Origin of the sequence: Amycolatopsis sp. lyj-90 (assembly GCF_046549035.1) — a bacterium.
Classification (GTDB): Bacteria; Actinomycetota; Actinomycetes; order Mycobacteriales; family Pseudonocardiaceae; genus Amycolatopsis.
Window position 1 is genome coordinate 165,130 of sequence record NZ_JAJPWP010000001.1, and the last position, 25,162, is coordinate 190,291.

At 70.4% G+C, this 25,162-nt stretch carries 16 protein-coding genes; 10 read left to right on the top strand and 6 right to left on the bottom strand.

The genetic code is table 11. The annotated features are described in order from the left end of the window. Positions 1-14: 14 nt before the first annotated feature. Positions 15-1,004 carry a TauD/TfdA family dioxygenase gene (locus tag ACLJPX_RS00785; protein WP_410598225.1) on the bottom strand — a complete coding sequence of 330 codons (990 nt, stop codon included), beginning with the start codon at positions 1,002-1,004 and terminating at the stop codon, positions 15-17. Between the two features lie 179 nt (positions 1,005-1,183). Here ACLJPX_RS00785 and ACLJPX_RS00790 point away from each other — a divergent pair, with 179 nt between their 5' ends. Together ACLJPX_RS00790 and sbnA are read left to right on the top strand one after the other, a co-directional pair. After that, complete coding sequence (locus ACLJPX_RS00790; protein ID WP_101607067.1) at positions 1,184-1,399, top strand: MbtH family protein; 216 nt, start codon at positions 1,184-1,186, stop codon at positions 1,397-1,399. A gap of 13 nt (positions 1,400-1,412) precedes the next feature. Continuing rightward, positions 1,413-2,420 carry a 2,3-diaminopropionate biosynthesis protein SbnA gene (sbnA, locus tag ACLJPX_RS00795; RefSeq protein ID WP_101607068.1) on the top strand — a complete coding sequence of 336 codons (1,008 nt, stop codon included), beginning with the start codon at positions 1,413-1,415 and terminating at the stop codon, positions 2,418-2,420. Between the two features lie 125 nt (positions 2,421-2,545). Here the strand turns inward: sbnA and ACLJPX_RS00800 are convergent, their stop codons facing one another. Further along, on the bottom strand, positions 2,546-3,790 hold the full coding sequence (locus ACLJPX_RS00800; protein ID WP_410598226.1) for an MFS transporter: 1,245 nt from the start codon (positions 3,788-3,790) through the stop codon (positions 2,546-2,548). A gap of 178 nt (positions 3,791-3,968) precedes the next feature. Between ACLJPX_RS00800 and ACLJPX_RS00805 the strand changes: the two genes are divergently transcribed. Both ACLJPX_RS00805 and ACLJPX_RS00810 read left to right on the top strand, forming a co-directional pair. After that, positions 3,969-11,237, top strand: a complete 7,269-nt coding sequence (locus ACLJPX_RS00805; protein ID WP_410598227.1) for an amino acid adenylation domain-containing protein — start codon at positions 3,969-3,971, stop codon at positions 11,235-11,237. Then, the gene (locus ACLJPX_RS00810; protein ID WP_410598228.1) at positions 11,234-12,742 is read left to right on the top strand and encodes an amidase; all 1,509 of its coding nucleotides are present in this window, start codon (positions 11,234-11,236) and stop codon (positions 12,740-12,742) included. Before ACLJPX_RS00805 ends, ACLJPX_RS00810 begins: the two co-directional genes overlap by 4 nt. Before the next feature lie 149 nt (positions 12,743-12,891). Here the strand turns inward: ACLJPX_RS00810 and ACLJPX_RS00815 are convergent, their stop codons facing one another. After that, entirely contained in the window at positions 12,892-13,482 is a 591-nt protein-coding gene (locus ACLJPX_RS00815; protein WP_410598229.1) for a LuxR C-terminal-related transcriptional regulator, read from the bottom strand. Next, on the bottom strand, positions 13,479-14,099 hold the full coding sequence (locus ACLJPX_RS00820) for a response regulator transcription factor (RefSeq protein ID WP_168214294.1): 621 nt from the start codon (positions 14,097-14,099) through the stop codon (positions 13,479-13,481). The genes ACLJPX_RS00815 and ACLJPX_RS00820 overlap by 4 nt, the downstream gene beginning before the upstream one ends. Positions 14,100-14,356: 257 nt before the next feature. Between ACLJPX_RS00820 and ACLJPX_RS00825 the strand changes: the two genes are divergently transcribed. From ACLJPX_RS00825 to ACLJPX_RS00850, 6 genes are all read left to right on the top strand, one after another. Then, a complete protein-coding gene (locus tag ACLJPX_RS00825; protein WP_410598230.1) occupies positions 14,357-15,307 on the top strand; it encodes an ornithine carbamoyltransferase in 951 nt (316 codons plus the stop codon). Continuing rightward, positions 15,300-17,597 (top strand): lantibiotic dehydratase, encoded by a 2,298-nt coding sequence (locus ACLJPX_RS00830; RefSeq protein ID WP_410598231.1) that lies wholly within the window; start codon positions 15,300-15,302, stop codon positions 17,595-17,597. The genes ACLJPX_RS00825 and ACLJPX_RS00830 overlap by 8 nt, the downstream gene beginning before the upstream one ends. Further along, the gene (locus tag ACLJPX_RS00835) at positions 17,594-18,523 is read left to right on the top strand and encodes a threonine/serine dehydratase (RefSeq protein WP_410598232.1); all 930 of its coding nucleotides are present in this window, start codon (positions 17,594-17,596) and stop codon (positions 18,521-18,523) included. Before ACLJPX_RS00830 ends, ACLJPX_RS00835 begins: the two co-directional genes overlap by 4 nt. A 20-nt stretch (positions 18,524-18,543) precedes the next feature. Then, positions 18,544-20,784 carry a lantibiotic dehydratase gene (locus ACLJPX_RS00840; protein WP_410598233.1) on the top strand — a complete coding sequence of 747 codons (2,241 nt, stop codon included), beginning with the start codon at positions 18,544-18,546 and terminating at the stop codon, positions 20,782-20,784. A 60-nt stretch (positions 20,785-20,844) separates the two neighbouring features. Continuing rightward, positions 20,845-21,843 carry a 2,3-diaminopropionate biosynthesis protein SbnB gene (gene sbnB, locus ACLJPX_RS00845; protein WP_410598234.1) on the top strand — a complete coding sequence of 333 codons (999 nt, stop codon included), beginning with the start codon at positions 20,845-20,847 and terminating at the stop codon, positions 21,841-21,843. 143 nt (positions 21,844-21,986) lie between these two features. After that, the gene (locus ACLJPX_RS00850) at positions 21,987-22,619 is read left to right on the top strand and encodes a hypothetical protein (protein ID WP_410598235.1); all 633 of its coding nucleotides are present in this window, start codon (positions 21,987-21,989) and stop codon (positions 22,617-22,619) included. Positions 22,620-23,061: 442 nt separating this feature from the next. On the opposite strand, the gene ACLJPX_RS00855 is transcribed toward ACLJPX_RS00850, so the two are convergent. Continuing rightward, positions 23,062-24,357, bottom strand: a complete 1,296-nt coding sequence (locus ACLJPX_RS00855; RefSeq protein ID WP_410598236.1) for an MFS transporter — start codon at positions 24,355-24,357, stop codon at positions 23,062-23,064. Then, positions 24,354-25,148, bottom strand: coding sequence for a thioesterase II family protein (locus ACLJPX_RS00860; RefSeq protein WP_410598237.1), 795 nt, complete (start codon positions 25,146-25,148; stop codon positions 24,354-24,356). The genes ACLJPX_RS00855 and ACLJPX_RS00860 overlap by 4 nt, the downstream gene beginning before the upstream one ends. Positions 25,149-25,162 lie beyond the last annotated feature (14 nt).

Genomic DNA, 25,162 nt, shown 5'->3' on the forward strand with positions numbered 1-25,162 from the left:
TTTCGTGTCCGGTACTACTGACCGTTTTCGCCGGTCGAGGGCTCGGCCATGGCCACGGCGATCTTCCTGGGACCGGTGAACGGTTCCCGGCCGTGCGAGGAAAGCATGTTGTCGACCATCAGCACGTCACCGCGCTGCCAGTCGAAACGCCGGGACGCGGCGCGATAGCGGTCCCGCAGGTGCGCGACGACCTCGTCGGGAATGGTGCCGCCGTCGCCGTAGTAGGTGTTGGTCGGCAGGTCTTCCTCGTCGAGCATGGCGCGCAGTCCCATGCAGACGTCTTCGGCCAGCGTCGTGACGTGGAAGAACGTGAGATGGTTGAACCACACGGCCTCGCCCGTGACCGGGTGCTCGTGCACGGCCCGGCGCCGGGCCCTGGTGCGCAGCCCGTTCCCGTCGAGCCATTCGGTCTCGACACCGTTCTTCGCGCAGTAGGCCGTGACCTGTTCGCGGTCGGTGGTGTTGAACGTCTGCTGCCACGGCAGGCCGAACGACTCGGTGAAGTTGCGCACCACCATCCAGCCGCGCGCCTCGAACTCCGCCCGCACCTCGGGGTCGATCGACGCGAGGACCCGCCGGGTGTCGGCGAGCGGCGTGGCGCCGAGGGTGGTCGGCGGGGAAACGCAGTAGAAGAACAGGCTCAGCGGCCAGGCGGCCTGATAGGAGTTCTCGTTGTGCAGGAAGATCTCCTCGGCTTCCGGATAGTCCGTCGAGGTGTACACCTGCCCCTTGATCGTGCTGCGGGGCGAGGACCGCTCGTGGTAGGTCAACGGCGGGCCCGCCAGCGTGCGGACGGTGGCGTCGAACCCGTCCACGTCGTCGATGCCGAACCCGCGCAGCAGCACGGCGCCGTGTTCGAGCAGCCGGTTCCGGATCAGGGGGCGGTGCGCCTCGAGGGAGGCGGCACCCTTGGCCTCACCCTGGCCGGGAGTCACCACGCAGGGCAGGGCTCGCTCCTGCCCGGAAGACTCGTTTGTCGCGGAAATGGACGGTCCAGCGGTCATGCCCGACATCGTGTCCGGTCGTTCCGGGTGCCCAGAAGAGAATGACGGGTAGCGCGGGGAGCACCGGCGTGCCTGAGGTTCTGCGTGTTCTTCTCTGCAGCCGCACGCGCCCTCGCGGGCAGGCTCGACCTGCCGCCGACCCGACAACCGGGCGCGACAGTGACTTCCAGGAGACACCCATGCCCGAGGAGCAGACCGACCAGCGTGCGTACCTGGTCGTGGTCAACGACGAGGAGCAGTACTCGATCTGGCTGGCCGACAGGGAACTGCCGGCAGGCTGGAACGCCGAGGGCACGCGGGGCGGTCGTGAAGAGTGCCTCGCCCACATCGGCGAGGTGTGGACCGACATGCGGCCACTGAGCCTGCGTCGGCAACTGGACCCGACAGCCGGCTGAGCCGGCCAAATCCATGGACCTGACTGAAGACGGACCGGCGGGCGTGCTGTCCACGATCGGCGCGACACCGCTGGTCGAACTGACCAAGCTCTACCCGTCGGCGGGGTTCCGGCTGTTCGCCAAATTGGAGGGCCACAACCCCGGCGGGAGCAGCAAAGACCGAGCGGCGCTGTCCATGCTGGCCGGTGAGGTCCGGGCCGGACGGCTCGTCCCGGGGCGCTCGGTGGTGGTCGAGTCCAGCTCGGGCAACCTGGGCATCGGGATGGCCCAGGTGTGCCGGTACTTCGGGATCCGCTTCATCTGCGTGGTGGATCCCCGTACCAGCAAGCAGAATCTCGCGATCATGCGGGCGCTGGGTGCCGAGGTCGAGATGATCGAGGAGGCCGATCCGATCACCGGTGACTACCTGCCGGTCCGCATCCGCCGCATCCGGGAACTGACCGAATGCCTCGAGCACGCCTACTGGCCGGACCAGTACTCCAACCCGGGAAACCCGCTGGCGCACCACACCACCATGCGCGAGATCGTCGAACAGGTGCCGGGCGGACTGGACTTCCTGTTCTGCGCCACCAGTTCCTGCGGGACGTTGCGCGGCTGCGCCGAGTACGCCCGGGCCAACGACCTGCCGGTGACGATCGTGGCCGTGGACGCCGCGGGCAGCGCCATCTTCGCCGACTCGCCCGGGCCCCGGCTGATCCCGGGACACGGCGCCGCCGTCCGCCCGGGTCACCACGCGGACGACCTGGCCGACTTGGTCGTGCACGTCGCCGACGTGGACAGCGTCCGCGGCTGCCGCAGGCTCGCCGCGCGGGAAGCGATTCTCGCGGGCGGTTCGTCCGGTGCGGTGGTCGCGGCGGTGGACAGCCTGCGCGACCGGGTGCCGCCCGGCGCCACCTGCGCGATCGTCCTGCCCGACCGCGGTGAGCGGTACCTCGACACGATCTACAACGACGCGTGGGTCTCGACCCACTTCGGCGAGGTGCCGCTGGAAGGGCTGACGCGGGTCCTGGTCGAGGGGTAGGGCCCGGCGCCCGGCTGTCCGTGATGCCTACGGCCGCGTCGCGAAAGCCACTTTCGGGACATCAGACGTCGCGAAAGTGGCTTTCGCGACACCCTCCCCACATCCACCCGCGTGGCCCCGTCGCTTCACTTCGCCGGGGCGGGTGCCTCGAGTTCCGCCAGGTCCGGTGCGGACCGGACCGAGGGGCTGATCACGGTCGCCAGGGCCAGCACGGCCATCCACAGCGTGAACAGCCACACCGTCGTGGTGGCGCCGACCCAGCCCAGCAGGAAACCGCCGATCAGCGACCCGAGCGGGACGGCCCCGAAGGCGATCATGCCCGCGGCGGCGAGGACCCGGCCTTGGAGGTGGTCCGGGGTGACCGCGAGCTGGTAGGCCGAGGTCCCCACGTTCCACAGTGGACCGACGAAGGCCATCGCGCCGAACACCGCGCCGAGCAGGAGCGGCTCGTCCACCACGGCCAGCAGCGGGACCAGCAGTAGCCAGACCCAGTTCGCCCCGATGACGACCGTCTTCAGCGACAGCCGTCTCGCCGCCGCGGGGGCGACCAGTGAGCCGAGCACCCCGCCGACCGCGATGATGCCGAGCATGAAACCGACGGTCGCCGGAGAGGCGCCGTGGTTGTTCGCGGACACGATCACGGTCAGGAACAGTCCCTGGAACAACAGGTTGCTGCCGGCGATCAGGAGCGTGGTCGCCCGGAGGAACGGCTGCCGCCACAGCCAGACGGCGCCCTCGGTGAACTCCGCGGCGCGCGGGCGTCGGCTCGCGGTGTCCCGCTGGACCTGGAAGTCCTTGCGGATCAAGCCGAGTGTCAGCACCGAGATCGCGTAGCTGACGATGTCGAACACGAACGGTACCGCGCGGCCGAAGCCGAACAGGATCCCGCCGAGGGGTTTGCCCAGCATGGCGGCGCCCCGGCGGCGGGCCTCGTTGCGCGCCAGCGCCAGGGAGAGCTGCGACGCGTCGACCACGTTGGGAACGGCGGCCGCGGCGGCCAATCGATAGCACACCGCGAAGGTGCCTTCGAGGAAGCCGACGACGAGGATGTGCGGCAGGGTCAGCCGCCCGAACAGCAGGGCCGCCACCAGGGTGCTCAGCACCAGTGCGCACAGGATATCGCAGTAGATCATCATGCGCTTGCGGTCGAACCGGTCGACCAGCGCGCCCGCGGGCAGCTGGAACAGCAGTTGCGGCAGCAGCGAGACGAATCCGGCGAGACCGGCGTCGGTGGCCGAGCCGGTCAGCGCGAGCACCAGCAGCGGGTACGCCACATTGGACACGTTCGAACCCAGGATCGACACCGCCGATCCGGCCCACAGCAGAACGAAGTCACGGTTTCGATACAGCGGGGGCACGGGGGGACTCATGGTCCCCGATGCTCGTGGGCACGGGCACTCGCGCACAGAGAAGGATCGGCACTCCGGCACCCGGCGCGCTGCGTGAACGGGCACCACCTTCACCCTGACGCCCGCTCACGGCCGCCGGGCATCCTCGACCGATCATCCCTGGCTCCCGGTCTTTGGTGGCAGGACAGGAAGGCGGACCATGGACACCCGAGGCAACTCCCGTGCCGAACTGCTGCGGCGACGGTTGCGAGGTATCGGCAACGTCGAGGCTTCCGGCGGGATCACCCCGGTGCCCCGGGGCCGGCCGCTGCCGCTTTCGTTCGCGCAGCGCGGGTTGTGGTTGCTCGACCAGACCCGGCCCGGCGGCGCCGACTACCTGATGCCGGTGCGGCTGCGGCTGCGCGGCGAGGTGAACGTACCCGCGCTGCGCCGGGCCCTGGACGAGATCGTCGCCAGGCACGAGGTGCTGCGCACCCGGTATCCGGACGGCGGTTCCGGCGGCGAGCCCGTGCAGGTGATCGACGAGCCGGGGCCGGTGCCTTTCGAACGGCTCGACCTCGCCGACCGGCCGGAGTCCCTCGACGAGGTGCTGGCCGAAGCGGGTGCTCGCCCGCTCGACCTGGCCGGAGAGTGGCCGCTACGGGCTCTACTGGTCCGTCTGTCCGATGTGGACCACGTGCTCCTCTTTTCCGTGCACCACATCGCCTCGGACGGCTGGTCCGAGAACATTCTTCTGTCCGAATTGGACAACGTGTACGCGGCGTTCGCCGCGGGCCTTCCGTCTCCGCTCGGGCCGCTCCCGGTGCAGTACGGGGACTTCGCCGTGTGGCAGCGGGACCGGCTCACCGGCGGTCGTCTCACCGAGAAGGTCGAGTACTGGCGCAAGCAACTCGACGGGGTCGTCCCGCTCGAGCTTCCGACGGATCGGCCCCGCGGACCGGTCCGCGACAGCGCGGGCGCGACCGTGCCGGTCGTCGTGCCCGGGCCGCTGGCCGAGAGCCTGACCCGGCTCGGCCGGGAACACGGCGCGACGCCGTACATGGTGCTGCTGGCGGCCTTCCAGGTGTTGCTCGGCCGCTACTCCGGGCAGACCGACGTGGTCGTGGGCAGCCCGGTCGCCGGGCGCGAGGAAGACCGGACCGAGGGTCTGCTCGGCATGTTCGTCAACATGATCGCGCAGCGTGCCGGACTGTCCGCAGAACAGTCCTTTGTGGACCTGCTGACCCGGGTGCGGGCGACCGCGCTCGACGCCTACACCCACCAGGACACCCCCTTCGATCTCGTGGTCGACGAACTCGCGGGGGAGCGTGACCCGTCCAGGACCCCGCTGTTCCAGGTGGTGTTCCAGCTCGGTGACGACGACGGGCCGCGCCACCTGACCGGCCTCGGCGCCGAGGTGGAGTCCCCGGGCTGGGACGTGGCGAAATACGATCTGGACCTCACCCTCGCCACCCGCCAGGACGGTTCCGTCACCGGGCAGCTGGGTTACGCCACGGCCCTGTTCGACGCCGCGACCGCGCACCGGATGTCCGGCCATTTCGTCCAGTTGCTGGAAAGCATCGCCGCCGAACCGAACGGCAGGCTCGGCGGGCTCGCCATGCTGGCGGGTGAGGAACGCGAACGTTTGCTGGCGGCCGGGAACGGCCCGGACCTGACCTTCCCCGCCGAGGAGAGCCTGCCCGAGGTCTTCGCGGCACAACTCGCCCGCACACCGGACGCGCTCGCCGTGTCCTTCGACGGCGAGCACCTGACCTATGCCGAGCTCGACGCACGGGCCAACCGGCTCGCCCATCGGCTCCGCTCGCACGGCGCGGCACCGGGACAGCTGGTCGGCGTCTGCCTCGACCGGGGACTCGATCTCGTGGTGGCCCTGCTGGGCGTGCTCAAGTCCGGCGCGGGTTACGTGCCGCTCGATCCCGCCCAGCCCGCCGAGCGGCTGACCATGATGCGAGCCGACGCCGAGGTCGGCACGGTGGTCAGCACGGGTGAGCTCGCCGGGTGGCTGGCGGGCGAGCCGGTCACCGCGGTCCTGCTGGACCAGCCCGGTTCCGAGTGGCCGGAGACCGACCCGGCGCACCTGGCGGGACCGGGCGACGTGGCGTACGTGATCTACACGTCCGGGTCCACCGGGCGGCCGAAGGGTGTCCCGGTCACGCACGCGAACGTGCTGCGGCTGCTGAGGTCCAGCGCGGCCGACTTCGCGTTCGGCCCGGACGACGTCTGGACCCTGTTCCACTCCTACGCCTTCGACTTCTCGGTCTGGGAGCTGTGGGGCGCGCTACTGCACGGCGGACGCGTCGTCGTCGTGCCGTTCACGGTTTCCCGTTCCCCGTGGGACTTCCTCGACCTGCTGATCGCCGAGGGCGTCACCGTGCTCAACCAGACCCCGTCGGCGTTCCGGCGGCTGATCGACGCGGTCGCCGAGGCGGAGACCCCGCCCGAGTCGCTCGCGCTGCGTTTCGTGGTGCTGGGCGGCGAGGCCGTCGACGTCGCCGACGTCGCGCCGTGGTTCGCCCGCTTCGGCGACGAACGGCCCGCCGTGGTCAACATGTACGGGATCACCGAGACGACCGTGCACGTGACCTACCGCAGGCTGCGTGCCGAGGACACCACCGAGGGCCCGCGCAGCCCCCTCGGCAGGCCGCTGCCCGACCTGCGCGTCTACCTGCTCGACGGCAACCTCGATCCGGTGCCGGTCGGCGTGCCCGGCGAGCTCTACGTGTCCGGGCCGGGGCTCGCCCTCGGGTACCTCGGCCGCCCGGAACTGACCGCGGACCGGTTCGGCCCCGATCCGTACTCGCCGCGTCCCGGCGCCCGCATGTACCGCACCGGCGACCTCGCCCGCCGCACCCTCGACGGTGATCTGGAGTTCGCGGGACGGGCCGACGAGCAGGTCAAGATCCGCGGCCACCGGATCGAGCCGGGCGAGATCGAGGCCGCCCTCGCCGCCCACGCCGCGGTGGCCCGTGCCGTGGTGCTCGCGCACCGGCGGCCGGGGGAGTGGGAGCACCGCCTCGTCGCCTACGCCGTGCCTGTCGCCGGCCACCGGCTGGACGCGGCGGACCTGCGTGACCACCTCAGCAGGCTCCTGCCCACGTACATGGTGCCCGCGGCTTTCGTGCCGCTGGACCGGTTCCCGGTGACGGCCAACGGGAAGATCGACCGGACCGCCTTGCCCGAGCCGGTCGCGGGCCACGCGACACCCGCCGGTTCGGTCGCTCCCCGCGACCCGGGCGAGCGGGCCATGGCCGAGGTGTGGGGCACGGCGCTCGGTGTCGGATCGGTCGGGGTGCACGACAACTTCTTCGCGCTGGGCGGTGACTCCATCCGGGCCATCCAGGTGGTGGGGGTGCTGCGCAAACGAGGGCTTCCGGTGACCGTGCAGGATCTGTTGCTGCATCAGACGGTCGAGAGCCTGACCCGGTTCGCCGGGACGGCGGCCGGGCCGGTCGAGGACCGCCGGGTCGCCCCGTTCGAACTGGTCGGCGAGGCCGACCGGAAGGCGTTGCCGGACGACCTCGCCGACGCCTATCCGATGTCCATGGGCCAGACCGCGATGGTCTACGAGATGGTGGCGGACAAGGACGTCAGCCTCTACCACAACATCACGCTGTTCCCGATCGTCGACGACGCCCCGTTCTCGCTGCCCGCGCTGCGGGAAGCGGCGGTGCTTCTGGTGCGGCGGCACGAGATCCTGCGCACCGCCTTCGACCTGACCACCTACCGGGAGCCCATGCAGCTGGTGCACCGCAGTGCGCCGATGGAGGTCGGTTATGACGACCTGCGCGGGACTCCCGGGCAGCGTGCCGACGAGGTGCTGGGGGAGTTCGTCGCCGACACCCGCCGCAAGCCGCTCGACGTCACGAAGGCACCGTTGGTGCGCTTCCACGTGCACCAGACGGCGGAACGCCGGTGGACGCTGTCGTTCATCGAGTGTCACGCGGTTCTCGACGGCTGGAGCCACCACTCGCTGCTCGAAGAGCTGCTGGACACGTACCGCAGCCTTCGGGACGGGCGCACTCCGACCTTCCCCGAGCAGGCGCCGGTGCGCTTCGCCGACTTCATCGCCCACGAGAAGCGCTCCCTCGAGTCCACTGTGGACCAGGAGTTCTGGCGCGACCGGCTGGATCGCTACGACCCGGTCAGCCTGCCGCCGGGCTGGGCGTCGGCACCGAGCCCGGACGGCCTTCCGCACCAGATCAGCGTGCGGTACGCCGACCTGGAACCGCGGTTGCGCGCCTTGGCCGCGGTGGCGGGCGCCTCGCTGAAGACCGTGCTGTTCGCCGCGCACCTCAAGGTGCTGAGCACGATCAGCGGGTCGAACCGGTTCCACACCGGGCTGGTGCACAACGGCAGGCTCGAAGAACCGGGCGGTGAGCTCGCGAGGGGCATGCACCTCAACCCGCTGCCGGTCTGCGTCGACCTGACCGCGACGAACTGGATCGGGTTCGTCCGGCAGGTGTTCGCCGAAGAGGTGGCCGTCTGGCCGCACCGGCGCTTCCCGATCGGGGAGTTGCAGCGGCGCTGGGGCGGGGGACGGCCGCTGGTCGACATCTCGTTCGCCTACCTGGACTTCCACGTCTTCGACACCGACCGGGTGGAGACGGCGAAGATCGTGGACGAGAGCTACAACGGGTTCGGCGTGGACGTGTGGAGCTTCCCCGGTGTCCTGCATTTCCGGGCACAGGCCGACCGGATCGCCCCGGTCCACGGGCCCGTGCTCGCCGCGATGTACCGGCGGGTGCTCGAAGCCATGGCCGCCGACCCGGAAGGTGACGTCCGCGGTGCCGCGCTCGCCCCGGCCGAGACCGAACGGCTGCTGTCGTTCGCGGACGGTCCGGTCGCCGAGTACCCGGACGCGTGTGCGCACGAGCTGTTCGAACGCCAGGTCGCCCGCACCCCGGACGAGATCGCGCTGCGGTGTGCGGACGGGACCACGGTCACTTACGCGGACCTCAACGTCCGCGCGAACAGGCTGGCCCATCACCTGCGCGAGCAAGGCGCGGGTCCGGAGACGGTGCTCGGCGTGCTCCTGCGCCGCGGCCCCGAGCTGGTGACCGCGCTGCTCGCGGTCCTCAAATCCGGCGCGGCGTACCTGCCGCTCGATCCGAGCCACCCGGCGCAACGGCTGGCCACGGTGCTCACCGAGGCCGGCGCGACCACGGTGGTCACCGAGTCCGCCCTCGCCGACCGGGTGCCCGGCACCACGACGGTCCTCGTCGGGGATCCGGCCATCGCCACCCGCCCGGACGGAGACCTCGGCCGGACCGCGACGCCGGAGGCGCTCGCGTACGTCATCTACACGTCCGGCTCGACGGGCACGCCGAAGGGCGTCATGGTCGAGCACCGCAACCTGGTCAACTACCTGTGCTGGCGCGCCGAATCCGCCGTCGCCGGGGGTTCCCCGTTGTACTCGTCGATGGCGTTCGACCTGCCGGTCACGTCCCTGTTCTCCGCGCTGCTGTCCGGCAGGCCGGTCACCCTCACCCCCGACGACGGCACCCCGGCCATCGAGGCGCTGGTCGCGGCGCTGGGCGAGGGCGGGTTCGGTCTCGTCAAGCTCACCCCGTCGCATCTGGCGGCGCTCAGCCAGATGCTGCCCGCCGAAGCGCTCCCCGGCGCGGCCGCCCGGCTCGTCGTGGGCGGCGAGGAGCTGACCAGGGACATGCTCGCCGCGTGGACCCGGCACGCCCCGGACACGGTGGTGGACAACGAATACGGGCCGACCGAGGCCACCGTGGGCTGTGCTTCCCACGTGAGTGCGGCCGGTGACCTCGAGGCGGGGCCGGTCCCGATCGGCCGTCCGGGTGCCAACACCGTGCTGCGGGTACTGGACGCCGACCTCGAGCCGGTCCCGGTCGGCGTGCTCGGCGAGCTGTACATCGGCGGCGCGCAGCTGGCCCGTGGTTACCGTGGCCGTCCCGACCTCACGGCGGACCGGTTCGTGCCCGATCCGTACGCCGTCGGTCGGCGCCTGTACCGCACCGGTGACCTCGCCCGGTACCGGGACGACGGCGTGCTGGAGTTCGCGGGACGGGTGGACGACCAGGTCAAGATCCGCGGTTACCGGGTCGAACTGGGTGAGGTGGAGTCGGTCCTGCGAGCGCACGCCGAATTGCGCGACGTGGCCGTGCGCGCCCGCCGGACCGCCCGTGGAGACCAAGAACTGGTCGCCTACCTGGTCCCGGCACACGAAGGACTGGACCCGGCCGAGCTGCCCGGACGGCTGGCCGGTGCCGTGCCCGAGTACCTGATCCCGTCCGCGTGGGTGGTGCTGCCCGAACTGCCCACCACCCCCAGCGGCAAACTCGACACCAAGGCCCTGCCCGAGCCGACGGCCACCGCCCGGACCGCGATGGCCCCGCGCACGGCGGTGGAGAAGATCATCGCCACCGCGCTGGCCAAGGGCCTCGCCATCGACCAGGTGGGCGTGGACGTCCCGTTCAGTGACCTGGGCCTGCACTCACTGCTGATCATCCGGGTGCTGGTCGAACTCCGCGAAGAACACGGCCTGCCGGTGGAGTTGCGCGACTTCTACGAGCACCGCACGGTGATCGATCTGGCCGAGGCCGTCGACCCGGCCAGCAAGGGCGGCTTCCGGCCGACCGAGGCGGCGGCGATGGAATCCACCGCGACCTGGGCGCGTGACGCCGTCGTGTGGCTGCGCCGCACCGGTTCGAAACCGCCGTTGTTCTGCATGTACCCCGGTGGCGGTCTTTGGTACATCCGGCTGGCCGAGCACATCAGCGCGGACCGGCCGGTGGCCGCCCTCGAGTGGCCCGGCCTGCACCGCGACACGCCCTCGCCGCAGAGCATCGCGAGCGTGGCCGCGCTCTTCGTGGACCAGATCCGCGCGGTGCATCCGGAGGGGCCCTACCACCTGCTCGGCTGGTGCGGCGGCGGGCTGGTCACCGGCGAGATGGCCCGCATCATGCACCGCGACGGCGACCGGCTCACGCTGATGTTGCTCGACCCGGCGCAGGACTTCTACAAGCGGGAGAACATGTGGGAGGAGACCGCCATGTTCGCCCGTGGCGAGGACCTCCTCGACCAGTTGAACAACACGACGGATCCCGACGAGCTCGCCGAGATCCACCGCCAGTTCGCGGAAGTGCTCGACTACATCATCGACGAGGGCACCAAGGAACCACCGATCCCCGGGGACCCGTTCTGGCCGCGCCGGATCCGGGTGTGGCGGGAGCTGACCCAGGCGATGCTCGGTTTCCGCCAGCGCCCGTACGCCGGCCGGACCAACCTGCTGGTGGGCGACGAACTGGCCGACGGCCTGCACGAGACCAACTTCGGGCAGAGCTACGCGCAGTACCAGGATCGCTGGGTCAAGCTGGCTCCCGGCGGGCTCAAGGTCCACCGGGTCGGCGGCGACCACATGGGCGTGCTGCGCCCGCCGCACGTGGCGAACCTGGCCGAGTTGCTCACCACGCTGATGAAGGCGACGGAGGAGGCGTGACGCTGGTGTCGGGCCGTCCCACGGTCGCCGGGATCGACCTCGAACGGGCGACGATCCCGGAACTGCAGCGCGCGATGGACTCCGGTCCGCTGACCTCGGCGGAGCTGACCGGGTTCTACCTGGATCGCATCCGCCTGCTCGACCCCCGGTTGCACGCGGTCATCACGACCAACCCGGACGCGCCGCGGCTCGCGGCGGAGAGCGACGACCGGCGCAGAGCCCGCCGGATGCTCGGTCTCCTGGACGGGATCCCGGTACTGCTCAAGGACAACATCGACACCGCGGACCGGCAGCGGACCACGGCGGGCTCGTTCGCGCTGGCCGGGTCGCGTCCGGCCGCCGACGCCCATCTGGTCGAACGGCTCCGCGCGGCCGGGGCGGTGATCCTCGGGAAGACGAACCTGTCGGAGTGGGCGAACTTCCGTGACCGGCGGTCGTCGAGCGGCTGGAGCGCGATCGGCGGGCAGGCCGGCAATCCCTACGTGCTCGACCGCAACACCTGCGGCTCGTCGAGCGGTTCCGCCGCGGCGATCGCCGCGAACCTGGCCACGGTCGCGGTCGGCACGGAGACGAACGGCTCGATCGTCACCGCGGCGGGCGCGAACGGGGTCGTCGGCGTCAAGCCGAGTATCGGCCTGGTGAGCCGGAGCGGCGTGGTGCCGATCTCGGTGGTGCAGGACACCGCGGGCCCCATGGCCCGCACCGTGACCGACGCGGCCATCCTGCTGGCCGTCCTCAACGGCCCCGACAGCGGCGACCCGTCCACCTCGGACAGTCCGGCCCGGCCGGACTATCTGCGCTTCTTGGATCCTGCCGCGTTGCACGGCAAGCGGATCGGCCTCTGGGATCCCACCGGAGGTACCAGCCCGGAAACCCTGGCGGCGTTCGCGCGCGCCGTGGACCTGCTGGAGTCCTCGGGAGCGACGACGGTCGAGGTGACGATCCCCGGACTGGACGTGGTGGGCCGCACCGAGTTGCCGTCGATGCTGCACGAGTTCAAGCACGGCATCAACGAGTACCTGGCGGCGACCCCCGGCGAACACCCGGCGGACCTGGCGGGCCTGATCGAGTTCAACAAGGCCAACGCGGACGTCGAGATGGGATTCTTCGGGCAAGAACTGTTCGAGGAGGCACAGGCCACGAGCGGTGACCTGACCGAACCGGCGTACCTGAGCATGCGCGCGGAAGCGACCGGGGCGGCGCGACGCGGGCTGGACGACACGCTCCGCGCACACCGCCTGGACGCGATCGTGGCACCGACGAACGCCCCGGCCTGGAAGACCACGCTCGGCCGGGGTGACGACTACCGGTTCGGTTCGTCCGCGCCCGCCGCGGTGTCCGGCTACGCGAACATCACCGTCCCCATGGGATTCGTCGGCCCGCTGCCGGTCGGCCTGTCGATCATGGCGGGCCGGTACAGCGAGCCGACGATACTGGCGCTGGCGTACGCGTTCGAGCAGGCCGCCCGCGCACGCCGGCCACCGGAGTTCCTGCCCTCCTGTTGAGGTGTGAAGAAACGTGCCCTGGTCGGGGTCCGCCGCTCGGGTGTCGCGAAAGCCACTTTCGCGACATCAGACGTCCCGAAAGTGGCTTTCGCGACACCGAAGCCGGAACGCGGGCGCGGTACCCATCGGACGCAGCCTTATAGGTGCCGTCAGATCAGCCCGGCACGGACCGCGTGGGCGACCGCGTGGGCCCGGTTGCGCACCTGAAGCCGCGCCATCAGCTCGTAGATGACGTTCTTCACGGTGTGCTCGGAACAGGACAGCTCGCGCGCGATGTCGGCGTTGCCGTGCCCGTCCGCCACCAGGGTGAGCACCGTCAGCTGTCGCTCCGTGAGCGGTGCGGCCAGGGGGTCGCCGATCGGCATCGACAGTTCGGCGCCACCGCTGAGCAAACGGACCAGTACCCCATACGGCACCCGGCTCTCCCCGTGTACGGCCGAATGCACGGCGGCGCCGAACTGGTCCGGCGTCGTTTCGGGGGTCTGCAACAGGATCCGCGCACCCGCCCGGACCGCATGCAGCACACCGGCCGGGTTGAGCGTGTCGGCGGCGACGATCAACCGCTGGCCCCGCGTACGAAGCGTGGGGGGACAGGTGGTCAGCGCTTCGTCGATCGTGCCGCCGGCGGCCACCACCACGGTGCCCGTCGTGGCCGTGACGAGGATTCCCGCCTGTCTCAGCTTGCCGACCACGGCTTCCCTGACCACGGTGCCCGCCGCGGTCACCTGCACACTGATCACAGCAGCCTGGCCCGGAGTGCGTAGGCGACGGCGTGCGCGCGGTTGCGCAGCCGGAAACGCTGGGTGATGTCGTGCACGACCGCCGTCACCGTACGCGCCGAGTACGACAGCCGCCGGGCGATCTCGTCGGTCTCGTAACCCTCGGCGACCAGGCGCAGCACCGCGTGCTCGCGTTCGCTGAGCCCCGCGCGTGCCCACGCCTGCGGCGCGACCGGCGTCTGGTTTTCCATTCCCTGTTCGAGAACCCGGTCGATCAGGTCCGGTGGCATGGTGCAGTCGCCGACGACGGCGGCTAGGACGGCGCGGGAGAGCCGGCTCGCGCTGGCCTCCCTCCGGCGCAGCAGGCCGTGCGCGCCCGCCGCGATCGCTTGCAGCGCGTCGCCCGGCGACAGTTCGGTGGCCAGCAGGACGACCTCGGGCCGGTGGGCCTGGTTCCTGATGGTGTGCACGACGTCGAGCACCTTCTCGTCCACGAGATCGACGACCACGACCGTGGCGTCCGCTTCTTCGCCGTTCGTCACGACCGTGAGTTCCGGACTCCCGTTCAGTGTGCAGCCGATCCCCGCCTCGAGTACCGGATCGGCCGCGTCCACACTGACCCTTGCGGGCTCTCCCATGCCAACTTCCCTTCCCCATTCGACCGGCGTCCAGTCTCATCGGGAAGGAGGCGGTTGTCTTCCTCGCTACGTATGAAAATCGAGAACTTTTACTGTGCTGTTTTTCGCACTTGGCGTGAATTTCACCGTTGTCACGGAACTGTTCGTAGAAGCAGGGACAAACGCGCAACCGGTGCCCGCACCGATCCTGCCGCTCTTTCCCTGCCGTCCCATCACCCCCGGCAGCAGGCTGTGGCGAGCACACTTCGGAGGTAGCCATGGCCGACCCGGCACGCCGCCACCTGATCTCACTCGAGGACCTCGACGACGCCGACCTGCACTGGATCGTCGGCCGCGGGATCGAGCACACGCTCGGCCGCCGAACAGACGAGCGCCCGTTGCGAGATTTGGTCGCGGGTATTTTGTTCCGCAAAACCTCGACCAGGACGCGGACTTCGTTCTCCGCCGGAGCCCTCCGGCTCGGCGCCCGGCTGATCACCTACGGTCCCGGCGACCTTCAGGAGAACACCGGTGAGACCATCGAGGACACTGCCGCCGTGCTGTCGGGCATGCTCGATCTGCTCGTGGTGCGGACGGCCGGAGGTGAGGCCGAGCTTCGCGCGTACGCGGTGAACCGGCGGATGGCCGTGATCAACGCGATGTGCGCGGAGGAACATCCCACCCAGGCACTCGCCGACCTCACCACGCTCACCCAGCGGTTCGGCCGGGTCGAAGGTCTGCGCGTGCTCTACGTCGGCGAGGGCAACAACACCGCGTCGGCGTTGGCCCTGGCGCTGTCCCGGTACGCCGGCACGAAGCTGTATCTGCGGACGCCGCCGGACTACGGCCTCGATCAACGGTTCCTGGACCGGGCCGCGGCCCACGCCCGGCGCAGCGGCGCGCTGGTGGAGGAGCGGCACGACATGACCGCCCTGCCGACGGTCGACGTGGTCTATACCACGCGATGGCAGACCACGGGAACGGTCAAACACACCGAGGACTGGCGCGAGGTGTTCGCCCCGTTCCAGGTGGACGCCAAGGTGATGGCCGAGACCGGCGCCGAGGTCTTCCTGCACGACCTGCCCGCGCACCGCGGCGAAGAGGTCACCGCGGAGGTCCTCGACGGACCCGCGAGCCTCGCGTTCCAGCAGGCGGAGAACAAGTACCACAGTGCGCGCGCCGTCCTCGAATGGTGCGGAACCGGTGGAGATCCGGTGGGCCGTGGCTGACGAAGTCCTGCTGTCGGGCGGCGAATGGCGGTTGTGGAACGAGTTCGCCTTGCGTGGCCCCGGATTCCCCGCCTCCGGGGTGCTGCGGCTGGCGCCGCTCGGGCTCGCCGAGGCGGCGGACAAGTTCGCCGGGGGAGCCGGGCTCACCGGTCCCGAGTGGCTCGCGTTCGAGGAGCTGTTCGCGGACGCGATGGTGAACAACGTCAAGGAACTGCAGGAGATCGCCGCGCAACCGGCCTTCCAGGCCGCGGTGGCCTGGCAGAACCCGGCGCTGCTGCAGCGGGGTATCGGCTTGTTCCTCGGCTGGGATCCTTCGGCGGAGGGACGCACCAGCAAGCGGCGTGAACGCGAGGAGCTGGTCGCGCACTACTGGCAACGGTTCTGCGTGAAGAACGACACGATCGGCTTCTTCGGCCCGGTGGGATGGGGCAAGTGGGACGAGTCGGTGGACGGCGTCGTCGTCGAGCCGGGTTCCGGTCTGGTCGCCGAGTCGAACATCTACTTCTCGAGCTGGGCCGTCGACGCGGTCGCCCGCACGGTCGGCACCGATCCCCGGCTGCGGGCCTGGATCGCGCCGCGCCGGGTGTCCTTCGTCCGGATCGCCGGTGACCAGGCAGGGATGCCCGGGCGGCCTCCGCAACGGCTCGAGCCGCTCGAACGGGAGATTCTCTCGCGCTGCGACGGTGTCCGCCGTCCGGCGGAGCTCGCGGCGGACCTCGGGGTGACCGAAGACGCGGTCGTGTCCCTCTTGGACGACTTGGTGCGGCGACGGCTGATCGTGTGGCGGCTGGAGGTGCCGACCTGCGCGTATCCCGAACGCTACCTGCGGACCGTGCTGGAGCGGGTCTCGGATCCCGGCCTGCGGCAGGACGCGCTGGCCAAGGTGGCGGTACTCGAACGCGGCCGGGACCGGATCCAGGCGGCCGGTGTCGACGCCAACGCCCTCTCGGCGGCGTTCTCCGGGCTGGAGAACGAGTTCGAGGAGCTGACCCAGGTCGCGGCGCAACGCGCCAAGGGCACGCGGACCGCACCGTGCCGGGCGCTCATCTACGCCGACTGCCGCCGGTCCGCCACGGTCCGGATCGGCGCCGCGATCCGCGACGAGCTGACCCCGCTGGGCCTGTGCCTCACCGCCGCCCGCTGGCTGACCGGCCGGTTCGGAGAGGCCGTCGGGCGCCGCGTCCGGGAGGCTTACGAGCGCCTGCGTGACCGGCACGGCAGCGTGGATCTCGCGTCGTTGTGGATGGAGTGCCTGCCCGCCCCGCACGGCGGGTCGATCGCCGACATCGACCGGATCCAGGCCGAGCTGAGAGAGCGCTGGGCGCGGATCCTGGACGTCCCCGAGGACGCCCGGCGCGTCCGTCTGTCCAGTGTGGACATCGCGGACCGGGTGCGGGAGGAGTTCGGGGAAACCGGCCCTGGCTGGCCGCAGTCCCGGTACGTCAGCCCGGACGTGATGGTCGTCGCCGACGACGCCGACGCGGTGGCACGCGGGGATTTCGAGCTGGTCCTCGGCGAACTGCACGTCGCGATGAACACCGCCAGCACGTCGCTGTGGGTGATGCAGCATCCGGACGCCGGACGGCTGCTCGCCGAGACCGCGACCGACTTCCCGGGCCCGCGCCTGTTGCCGATGCTGCCCAAGGAACAGCCGCCGCGGTGGTCGGCGCGCAGCCGGATCTCCCTGGACCGGCCCGAGGACTACTACGTGGCACTGGTGGACCACACGGTCGATCCGGAGCGGGGCAGGACGGTGCTCAGTGCCGACGTCCTGGTCGAAGAACGGGGCGACCGGCTGGTGGCCGTGCTGCCCGACAGCGCGGAGTTCGACCTGCTGGACGTGTTCAGCAACGCGATGACCAACCGGGTCATGGACCGGTTCTCCCTGCGGCCGCTCGCGGGCCACTCGCCGCGGGTGACGGTGGACCGGCTGGTGGTGGCGCGCGAGTCGTGGTCGATCCCGGTGGAGGAGATGGACTTCGTTTCGGAGAAGGCCGAGGCACGGCGGTTCGTGCTGGGCCGTCGGTGGCGGGAGTCGCTGGGATTGCCGCGTTTCGTGTTCGTCGTCTCACCGGGGGAGCCTCGTCCGTTCTATGTGGACTTCGACGCGCCGGTGTACGTCAACATCTTCGCGAAGGCTGTTCGACGGTTGGCACGGCAGGATCCGGGCGGCCGGCTGGTGATCACGGAGATGCTGCCGTCGCCCGAGCAGGTGTGGCTGACCGACGACGTGGGGAACCGCTACACCTCCGAACTACGCTTCGTCGCGGTCGACCAGTCCGCCCGATGATCGTCAGAGCGCCCCGGCTCGGCGCCGCCGACGTCCTGGCGGCGGCGCGGCGGACCGAAGGCCGGATCCGCCGCACCCCACTGCTGCCGCTGGACGGCCTGCCGCACATCCTGCTCAAGGCCGAGCATCTGCAGCTCGGCGGCTCGTTCAAGACCCGCGGCGCGGCGAACGCCATGCTCGACCTGGCCGCCACCCACGTCGTGACCGGCTCGTCGGGCAACCACGGGATCGCGGTCGCGCGGCTCGGCGCGGAACTGGGCGTGGGGGTGACGGTCGTCGTCGCGGGGGGAGCGCGGGCCGACAAGGCGGCCGCCATCGGCAGGCTCGGTGCCCAGGTGGTCGAAGTTCCCGGTGGGGTGGCCCAACGGGATCAGCACGCACGAGATCTCGCCGACCGCACCGGTGCGGTGTTCGTGCCGTCCTCGGACCACGGGCTGGTGGTCGCCGGCGCGGGCACCGTGGGGCTGGAGGTCTTCGACGCGATACCGGACCTCGACGCGATCTTCGTGCCGACCGGCGGCGGCGGTCTGCTGGCCGGTGTGTGCCTGGCCGCCGAGGGAACGCGCGGGACACCGCGGATCATCGGGGTGGAGCCGGTGGCGGCACGGCGTTACGCCCTTTCGCTGGCGGCCGGATGCCCGGTCGAGGTGCCGCCGTCCGACACGGTGGCCGACGGGCTGCGCGGCCAGCGGCCGGGCGCGATCCCGTTCCCGATCATCCGGCGCCGGGTCGACGAGATGATCGAGGTCACCGACGAGGCGATCCTGGCGGCGATGGACCTGTTGCACCGCAACGGCGTCGAGGCGGAACCGAGCGGGAGTGTCGCCCTCGCCGGAGCTTTGCGGACCGGGTTCACCGGCCGGGCCGTCGCCATCGTGTCCGGTGGGAACACGCCGAGGCGCTTCCGCGCCGTTGATCCCCGATAGCCGCGAGGAGCGTTGCCGACATGGTGTGGTTGAGCGGAAAGTGGCGGCTGTGGGACCAGTTCGCGGTCCGTGGCGCGGGTTTCCCCGCCGCGGGTGTGCTGCGGCTGGCGCCGGACGGACTGGCGGCCGCCGCGGACCAGTTCGACGCGGGCACGCGGCTGTCCGGCCCGGCGTGGGACGTGTTCGACAAGCAGTTCGCCGCCTCGGCCGTGGAAACAGCCGTGGAACTCCAGGCGATCGCGTCCGCGCCGGGATTCCGGGACGCGGTCGAGTGGCAGAATTCGACGATCTGGCGAACCGGTGTCGAGTCCTTCCTGGCCTGGGAGCCATCGGTGGCGGGCCGCACCAGCAAACCGCGGCAGCGTGAGGAGCTGGTGGCGCAGTACTGGCAACGGTTCTGCGTGAAGAACGACACGATCGGCTTCTTCGGCCCGGTGGGCTGGGGCCGGTGGGACGAGTCTGTCGAGGGCGTCGCCGTCGAGCCGGGCTCCGGGTTGATCACGGCTTCGAACGTCTACTTCGCCAGCTGGGCGATCGACGCGGTGGCCCAGGCGATCAGCGCCGATCCGCGATCGCGGAACTGGGTGGCGCCGCGCCGAGTGCCGTTCGTGCGGATTTCCGGCGGCCTGGCGCACCTCCCCGGCCGACCACCGCAGGAGATCCCGCCGGGGCTCGGCCGGGTGCTCGACCACTGCGACGGAGTCCGGACCGCACAGGCGATCCAGGAAGATCTGGGCCCCACAGTGACCTCCTTGCTGGAGGAGTTGGTGCTGCGCCGGTGGATCGTCTGGCGGCTGGACATCCCGGCGGGCGCGCACCCCGAGCGGCATCTGCGGGCCTGGCTGGAGTCCGTCGGAGACACCGAGTTCCGGGAGCACTGGCTCGCCCGGCTGGACGAGCTGGAGCGCGGCCGCGAGCGGGTCGGGGCGGCGGCGTCCGCTGAGCTGCCGGACGAACTGGGCGCGCTGGAGACCGTCTTCACGACCTTGACCGGCGCGGCGGCCACCCGCGCCAAAGGCACCAACACCGCACCCTGCCGCGGTCTGGTCTACTCCGACACCGTCCGGGCGGCGCGGTCCCGGCTCGGCACCGGCACCTTGGCCGACCTCGCCCCGCTCGACCTGCTGATGACCAGCGCGACCTGGCTGACCTCCCGGCTCGCCGACACGGTCCTGAGGCACGCGCGGCGGGTCCACGCCGACCTCGCGGCCGCCGGACCGGTCGACCTCGCCGCGTTCTGGTTCGCGTGCATGCCGATCCTGCACGGTTCGGCGGTGGCCGAGGCCACGGCACTCCGTCTCGAGCTGGCCACGCGGTGGGCGAGAATCCTCGACGTCCCCGATGGTGCCCGTCGAGTCCGTGTGTCCAGTGTGGACATCGCGGACCGGGTGCGGGACGAGTTCGGCGAGCCGTCTCCCGGCTGGGGCATGGCCCGCTACCTCAGCCCGGACGTGTTCGTCGTCCCCGGCGACGACGGCGGGCTGGTGCTCGGCGAGCTGCACGTCGCGTCGAACACCCTCGGCGCCTCACTGTTCGTCAACCAGCATCCGGCGCTCGGCGAACTGCTCGCCGAGACCTCGGCCGACTTCCCCGGCCCACGGCTGCTCCCGATGCTGCCCAAGGAACACAGATCCCGGCTGTCCGCCCGGATTCGCTATTCGCTCGACCGGCCGGAGGACTACTACGTCGCCCTCGTGGACCACACGGCCGACCCGAAACGCGGGCGGACGGTGCTGAGCGCCGACGTCCGGGTGGAGGAACGGGGCGACCGGCTGGTGGCGGTGTTGCCCGACAGCACGCAGTTCGACGTGCTCGACGTGTTCGGGCACGTGCTGACCACACTGGCGATGGACCTGTTCCGGATCATGCCGGACGCGGACCACACGCCCCGGGTGACGGTGGACCGGCTGGTGGTGGCGCGGGAGTCGTGGTCGGTTCCGGTGGAGGACTTGGGTTTCACCGCGGAGAAGTCGGAGTCGCGGCGGTTCGTGCTGGGGCGTCGGTGGCGGGAGTCGTTGGGGTTGCCGCGGTTCGTGTTCGTGGTGTCACCGGGGGAGCCGCGTCCGTTCTATGTGGACTTCGACGCTCCGGTGTATGTGAACGTCTTCGCGAAGGCTGTTCGGCGATTGGCGCGCCAGGATCCGGGCGGCCGGTTGGCGATCACGGAGATGTTGCCGTCACCGGAGCAGGTGTGGCTCACCGACGACGCGGGTTCCCGCTACACCGCCGAACTGCGTTTCGTCGCCGTCCACAACGGATAGCCGGTTTGTCTGCGTGTTCTTCCCTCCGCAAGGCGATCGCCGTCCGCCAGGCTTGGCGGCATGCTGATCCTGTCCCATGGCGACGTTCGGCGGATCCTCGACGGCGCGGAGCACGACGTGCTGGCCGCGGTGCGCTCCGCGTACGTCCTGCACGCCCAAGGCCGGACGGCCGTGCCACACTCGGTGTTCCTGCGATTCCCCGGCGACGAGCGCAACCGGATCATCGCGCTGCCCGCCTACCTGGACTCGCCCGAGGCCGCGGTCGCCGGAGTCAAATGGGTGTCGTCGTTCCCCGGCAACGTGAACTCCGCGCTGGACCGGGCGTCGGCGGCCATCATCCTCAACTCGATGCGGACCGGCCATCCCGAGGTGTTCCTCGAGGGAGCGACCATCTCGGCGCGGCGCACCGCGGCGAGCGCGGCGGTCGCCGCCGCCACCCTCGGCACCGGCGGATCCGGGGTCACCCTCATCGGCTGCGGCGTGATCAACTTCGAGGTCCTGGCGTTCCTGCGGGCCGTGGACGCCGGACTGGACTCGGTCACCCTGTTCGACCTCGACCAGGATCGGGCCGCCGCCTTCGCGGTCAAATGCGCCGCCCGGTGGCCCGAGGTGAAGATCGACGTCGCCACCAGGGTCGAGGACGCCCTCGCCGCGCACCCGTTGGTGTCCCTGGCGACCAGCGCGACGGTCCCGCATCTGGACGGTTCGCACTGCCGGCCGGGAACGCTGATCCTGCACCTCTCCCTGCGCGACCTCACGCCGGAGACGATCCTGTCCGGCGTCAACATCGTCGACGACGCCGACCACGTCTGCCGGGCCGCGACGTCGCCGCACCTCGCGGAGCAGCAGGTCGGCCACCGCGACTTCATCGCCCATTCGCTCGGCGAGTTGCTCCTCGCGGGCGGCGAATACGAGCGAAGCGCGGAGGCTCTCACGGTCTTCTCGCCGTTCGGCCTGGGCGTACTGGACCTCGCCGTCGCGGACCTCGTCCACCGGCGTGCGCGGGAGCTCGGCCTGGGGGTCCGTGTTCCGGACTTTCTGGGCAACGTGTCCGGCTGACCGGTACGTGAAGGCATACCCCTCGGAAGCGGTAGCAGAACGTCCACGCGGTCAATGCGTCAATCGACACAAGCCCCGCCGAAACTTCTTGCTAGTCATGAATCATGAGAACGCGATCAGCTGTGCATCGGACCGTGCTGGCGGTGGATGTACAGGGATTCGGCGACCGGTGGCGGGCCACACCGCATCAGCTCGCGGTGCGGAAGGGCATGTACCGCGCGCTGGAAAACGCCTTCAACGCCACGGGTATTTCATGGGCCGAGTGCCACCGCGAGGACCGTGGTGACGGTCTCATGGTGATGGCTCCTTCCCGGGCGCCCAAATCACTGTTCGTGGAGCTGTTCCCGCACGCGGTGGCCGCGGAGTTGCGTGCGCACAACGCGACGCGACCGGTGGAGCAGCAGATCCGGCTGCGCCTCGCGTTGCATGCCGGGGAGGTGGTCTTCGACGCGCACGGGGTCGCCGGCGCGGCGGTCGACCTGACGTTCCGGCTGCTGGACGCGCCCGCGCTGAAGCAAGCGTTGGCGGAGTCGCCGGGTGTGCTGGCGATGGTGACGTCGGGGTGGTTCTTCGAGGAGGTCGTGCGCAACAGCCCGGTCGCGGATCCGGCGGCCTACAGCCGGGTACGAGTGGCGGTGAAGGGGACCGCGACGATCGCGTGGATCAGCCGTCCGGACCGTCCTTGTCCCGGTGATCACGAATCCGGCGCGACGGTCACGATAACCGCGACCTCGTCGGACAGCGGCAGGGTTTACCAGGCCGCGCGGGACCAATAATCACCGAGGACTGAACCAGAGCCGGGCCTCTCGGGTGCGAGTGATCGCAGGTCCGTGAAGGCCAGCGTCTATGTCGCGAAAGCCACTTTCGGGACATCAGACGTCCCGAAAGTGGCTTTCGCGACACCGGTATGGCTGGCGCGGATCCTCACGACGGCATTTTCCTACCACGCCTGACCTGCACAGATGCGAAGTGTCAGCGGCGGCGCGGTCGACCGTGAAGGAATCGGGACGTTGAGTGTCCCAATTCCTTCATCGTCGAGGGGCGTTCCGGTCTCGGAGCTTGATCAACGGAGGATCGGGGACACTCAACGTCCCCAATCCTCCCCGCTCGCCCACATCGGCAACCAGTACAAGCTCACCGAGAACTGAGCCAGGCCTCGTGAGTGGTAAGGACGGTTAGAACCGTCCTTACCACTCACGAGGCAGGTCACCAGGCAGGTCAGGCAGAGCTCCGCGGCGACGTCTTCTCCGTATCGGTGGCCTGCGCGGTGGTCGGCATTTCGACCGGCACCGCCGCCGCCTCGGGCGCGGACCGCAACGGCATCCGCCGGACGTCCGGCAGGGCGAGCAGCGCGACGTTGAACCCGCCCACCAGCACGGCGGCGAAGATCAGGACGGTCGATTCGCTGGTCATCATCGCCACCGGCGCGGCGAGGGCGAGGCCCAGTGGACGGGCGGCGAAGGACAGGAGCGCGTCGTAGGAATCGGCCCTGGCCAGGGTTTGCGGCGGGAACTGCTGTTGCATCACCGTCTGCCAGAGCGTGTTCAGGATGCCCAGACCGAGCATCGCCACGAAGTAGGCCGCGGCGTTCAGCCACACCGGACCGGGGATGGCGAAGGCGGCCAGTGGCAGGGCGAACACCGCGCCACCCAACGAGGTCGCGATCAGTGGCCGGGCGATCGGCAGGCGCGGCGCCAGGAACGAGCCGATGATCATGCCCACCATGCCGCACTGGTAGATGATCACCCACGAGATCTCGCCGCCCAGTACGCGGATGGCGATCAGCGGCCCGAGTGTCATGAAGATGCCGGCCGTGAGGTTCGAAACGCCGTGCCCGAGCAGGTTCGTCCAGAACCACCGGCGCTTGCGGACCTCGGTCCAGCCCTCGACCAGGTCGCGGACGAAGGTGGCTTCCTTGCTCCTGGCGGGCCGGGCGGCGGTGCGGAGTCCGCCGAGCAGCGCGCCGCCCGCGAAGAACACGGCCGCGATGACGACGAACAGCCAGCCCGCGCCCACGGTCACGATCAGGAGGCCCACCACGCCGGGGCCCACCACGAGAGCGAGCCCTCGGGCCATGCCGAGCTGCCCGTTGACGCGCAGGCGGTCGCGTTCCGGCACGGTCGCGATGACCAGCGGCGACATCGTCGGCGTGCCGATGGCGATGGCGGCGCCCGCGATGGCCGAGAGGATGGCCAGGTGCAGGATCTGCATCGAGCCGAGGAGCAGTTCGACACCGATGGCCAGTTGCACCAGGCCGCGCACCACGTCGGCGGCGAACGCGAGCCGCTGCGGGCGCAGGCGGTCGGCGATCACCCCGCCGATCGGCAGCAGGAGCAACTGGGGGATCAGCTCGCAAGCGAGGACGACACCGACGGCGGTACCGGAATCGGTGGCTTCGATGATCGCCAGGATCAGCGCGGTCGGGATCATCGCGGTGCCGAGCAACGACAGCGAACGGCCGACGAGGAGACGGCGGATCGTGGCGGGAACGGCGGTGGTGACGGGAGTGCTCACGCGATCCCTCCCGCCGTGGCGACGACGCGGCGGCCTGCGACGGCTTCGGCCATCCCGGTGCCCAGCTCGTCCACCAGCGCCGGTGGCGCGTGGAGGAACGCGTGATGCTCGCCCTCCAGCACCACCTGCCGGAACCGGCCGGGCTCCGCGTACTCGGCCCAGCCGGTGCTCTGCTCCGGCCGGATCTCGACGTCGTCGCTCCAGCCGATCGCGTGGATCGTCGACGGCAGTTTCACCGGGGTGTCCAGGTGGTAGGCCTTGTTCGCATCAACATCCTTGCGCAGCACTCGCAACCCCATCGCGATCATGTCAGGACTGGCGTTTCCGCCGAGCTGCCCCACGAACGCGGTGAGTTCGGTGGCGAGTTCGGCGTTGGTCAATTCGAGGAACCGGCCGAACGGGCCGTCGTGCGGGGAGACCTGGGACGAGAGGAACAACCGGTCCGGCGTGGGCAGGCCACGTTCCCACAGATGCAGGGCCAGCGCGAAACCGGGTAGGGCACCGCCGCAGTGCCCGAAGAAGCCGAACGGGCGATCGAAATACGGCAGCAGCTGGTCCGCCAGCTGCCCGGCCAGCTCCTCATAGGTGCCGTAGTGCGGTTCCTTGATGCGGTTCTCCCGTCCGGGTGGCTGCACGAAACAGATTTCGGCGGGACCGGCGAACGCGGGCCAGCGGTTGTACATCGAAGCGCCGACGCCCGAATAGGGGAAACAGAACAGGCGAGCGGCCGAATCGGCTCGGGGTTTGCGCAACAGGACGCGTTGCGGCTTGGCTGGACTCGGGGAAGACATGACCACCTCGGAAT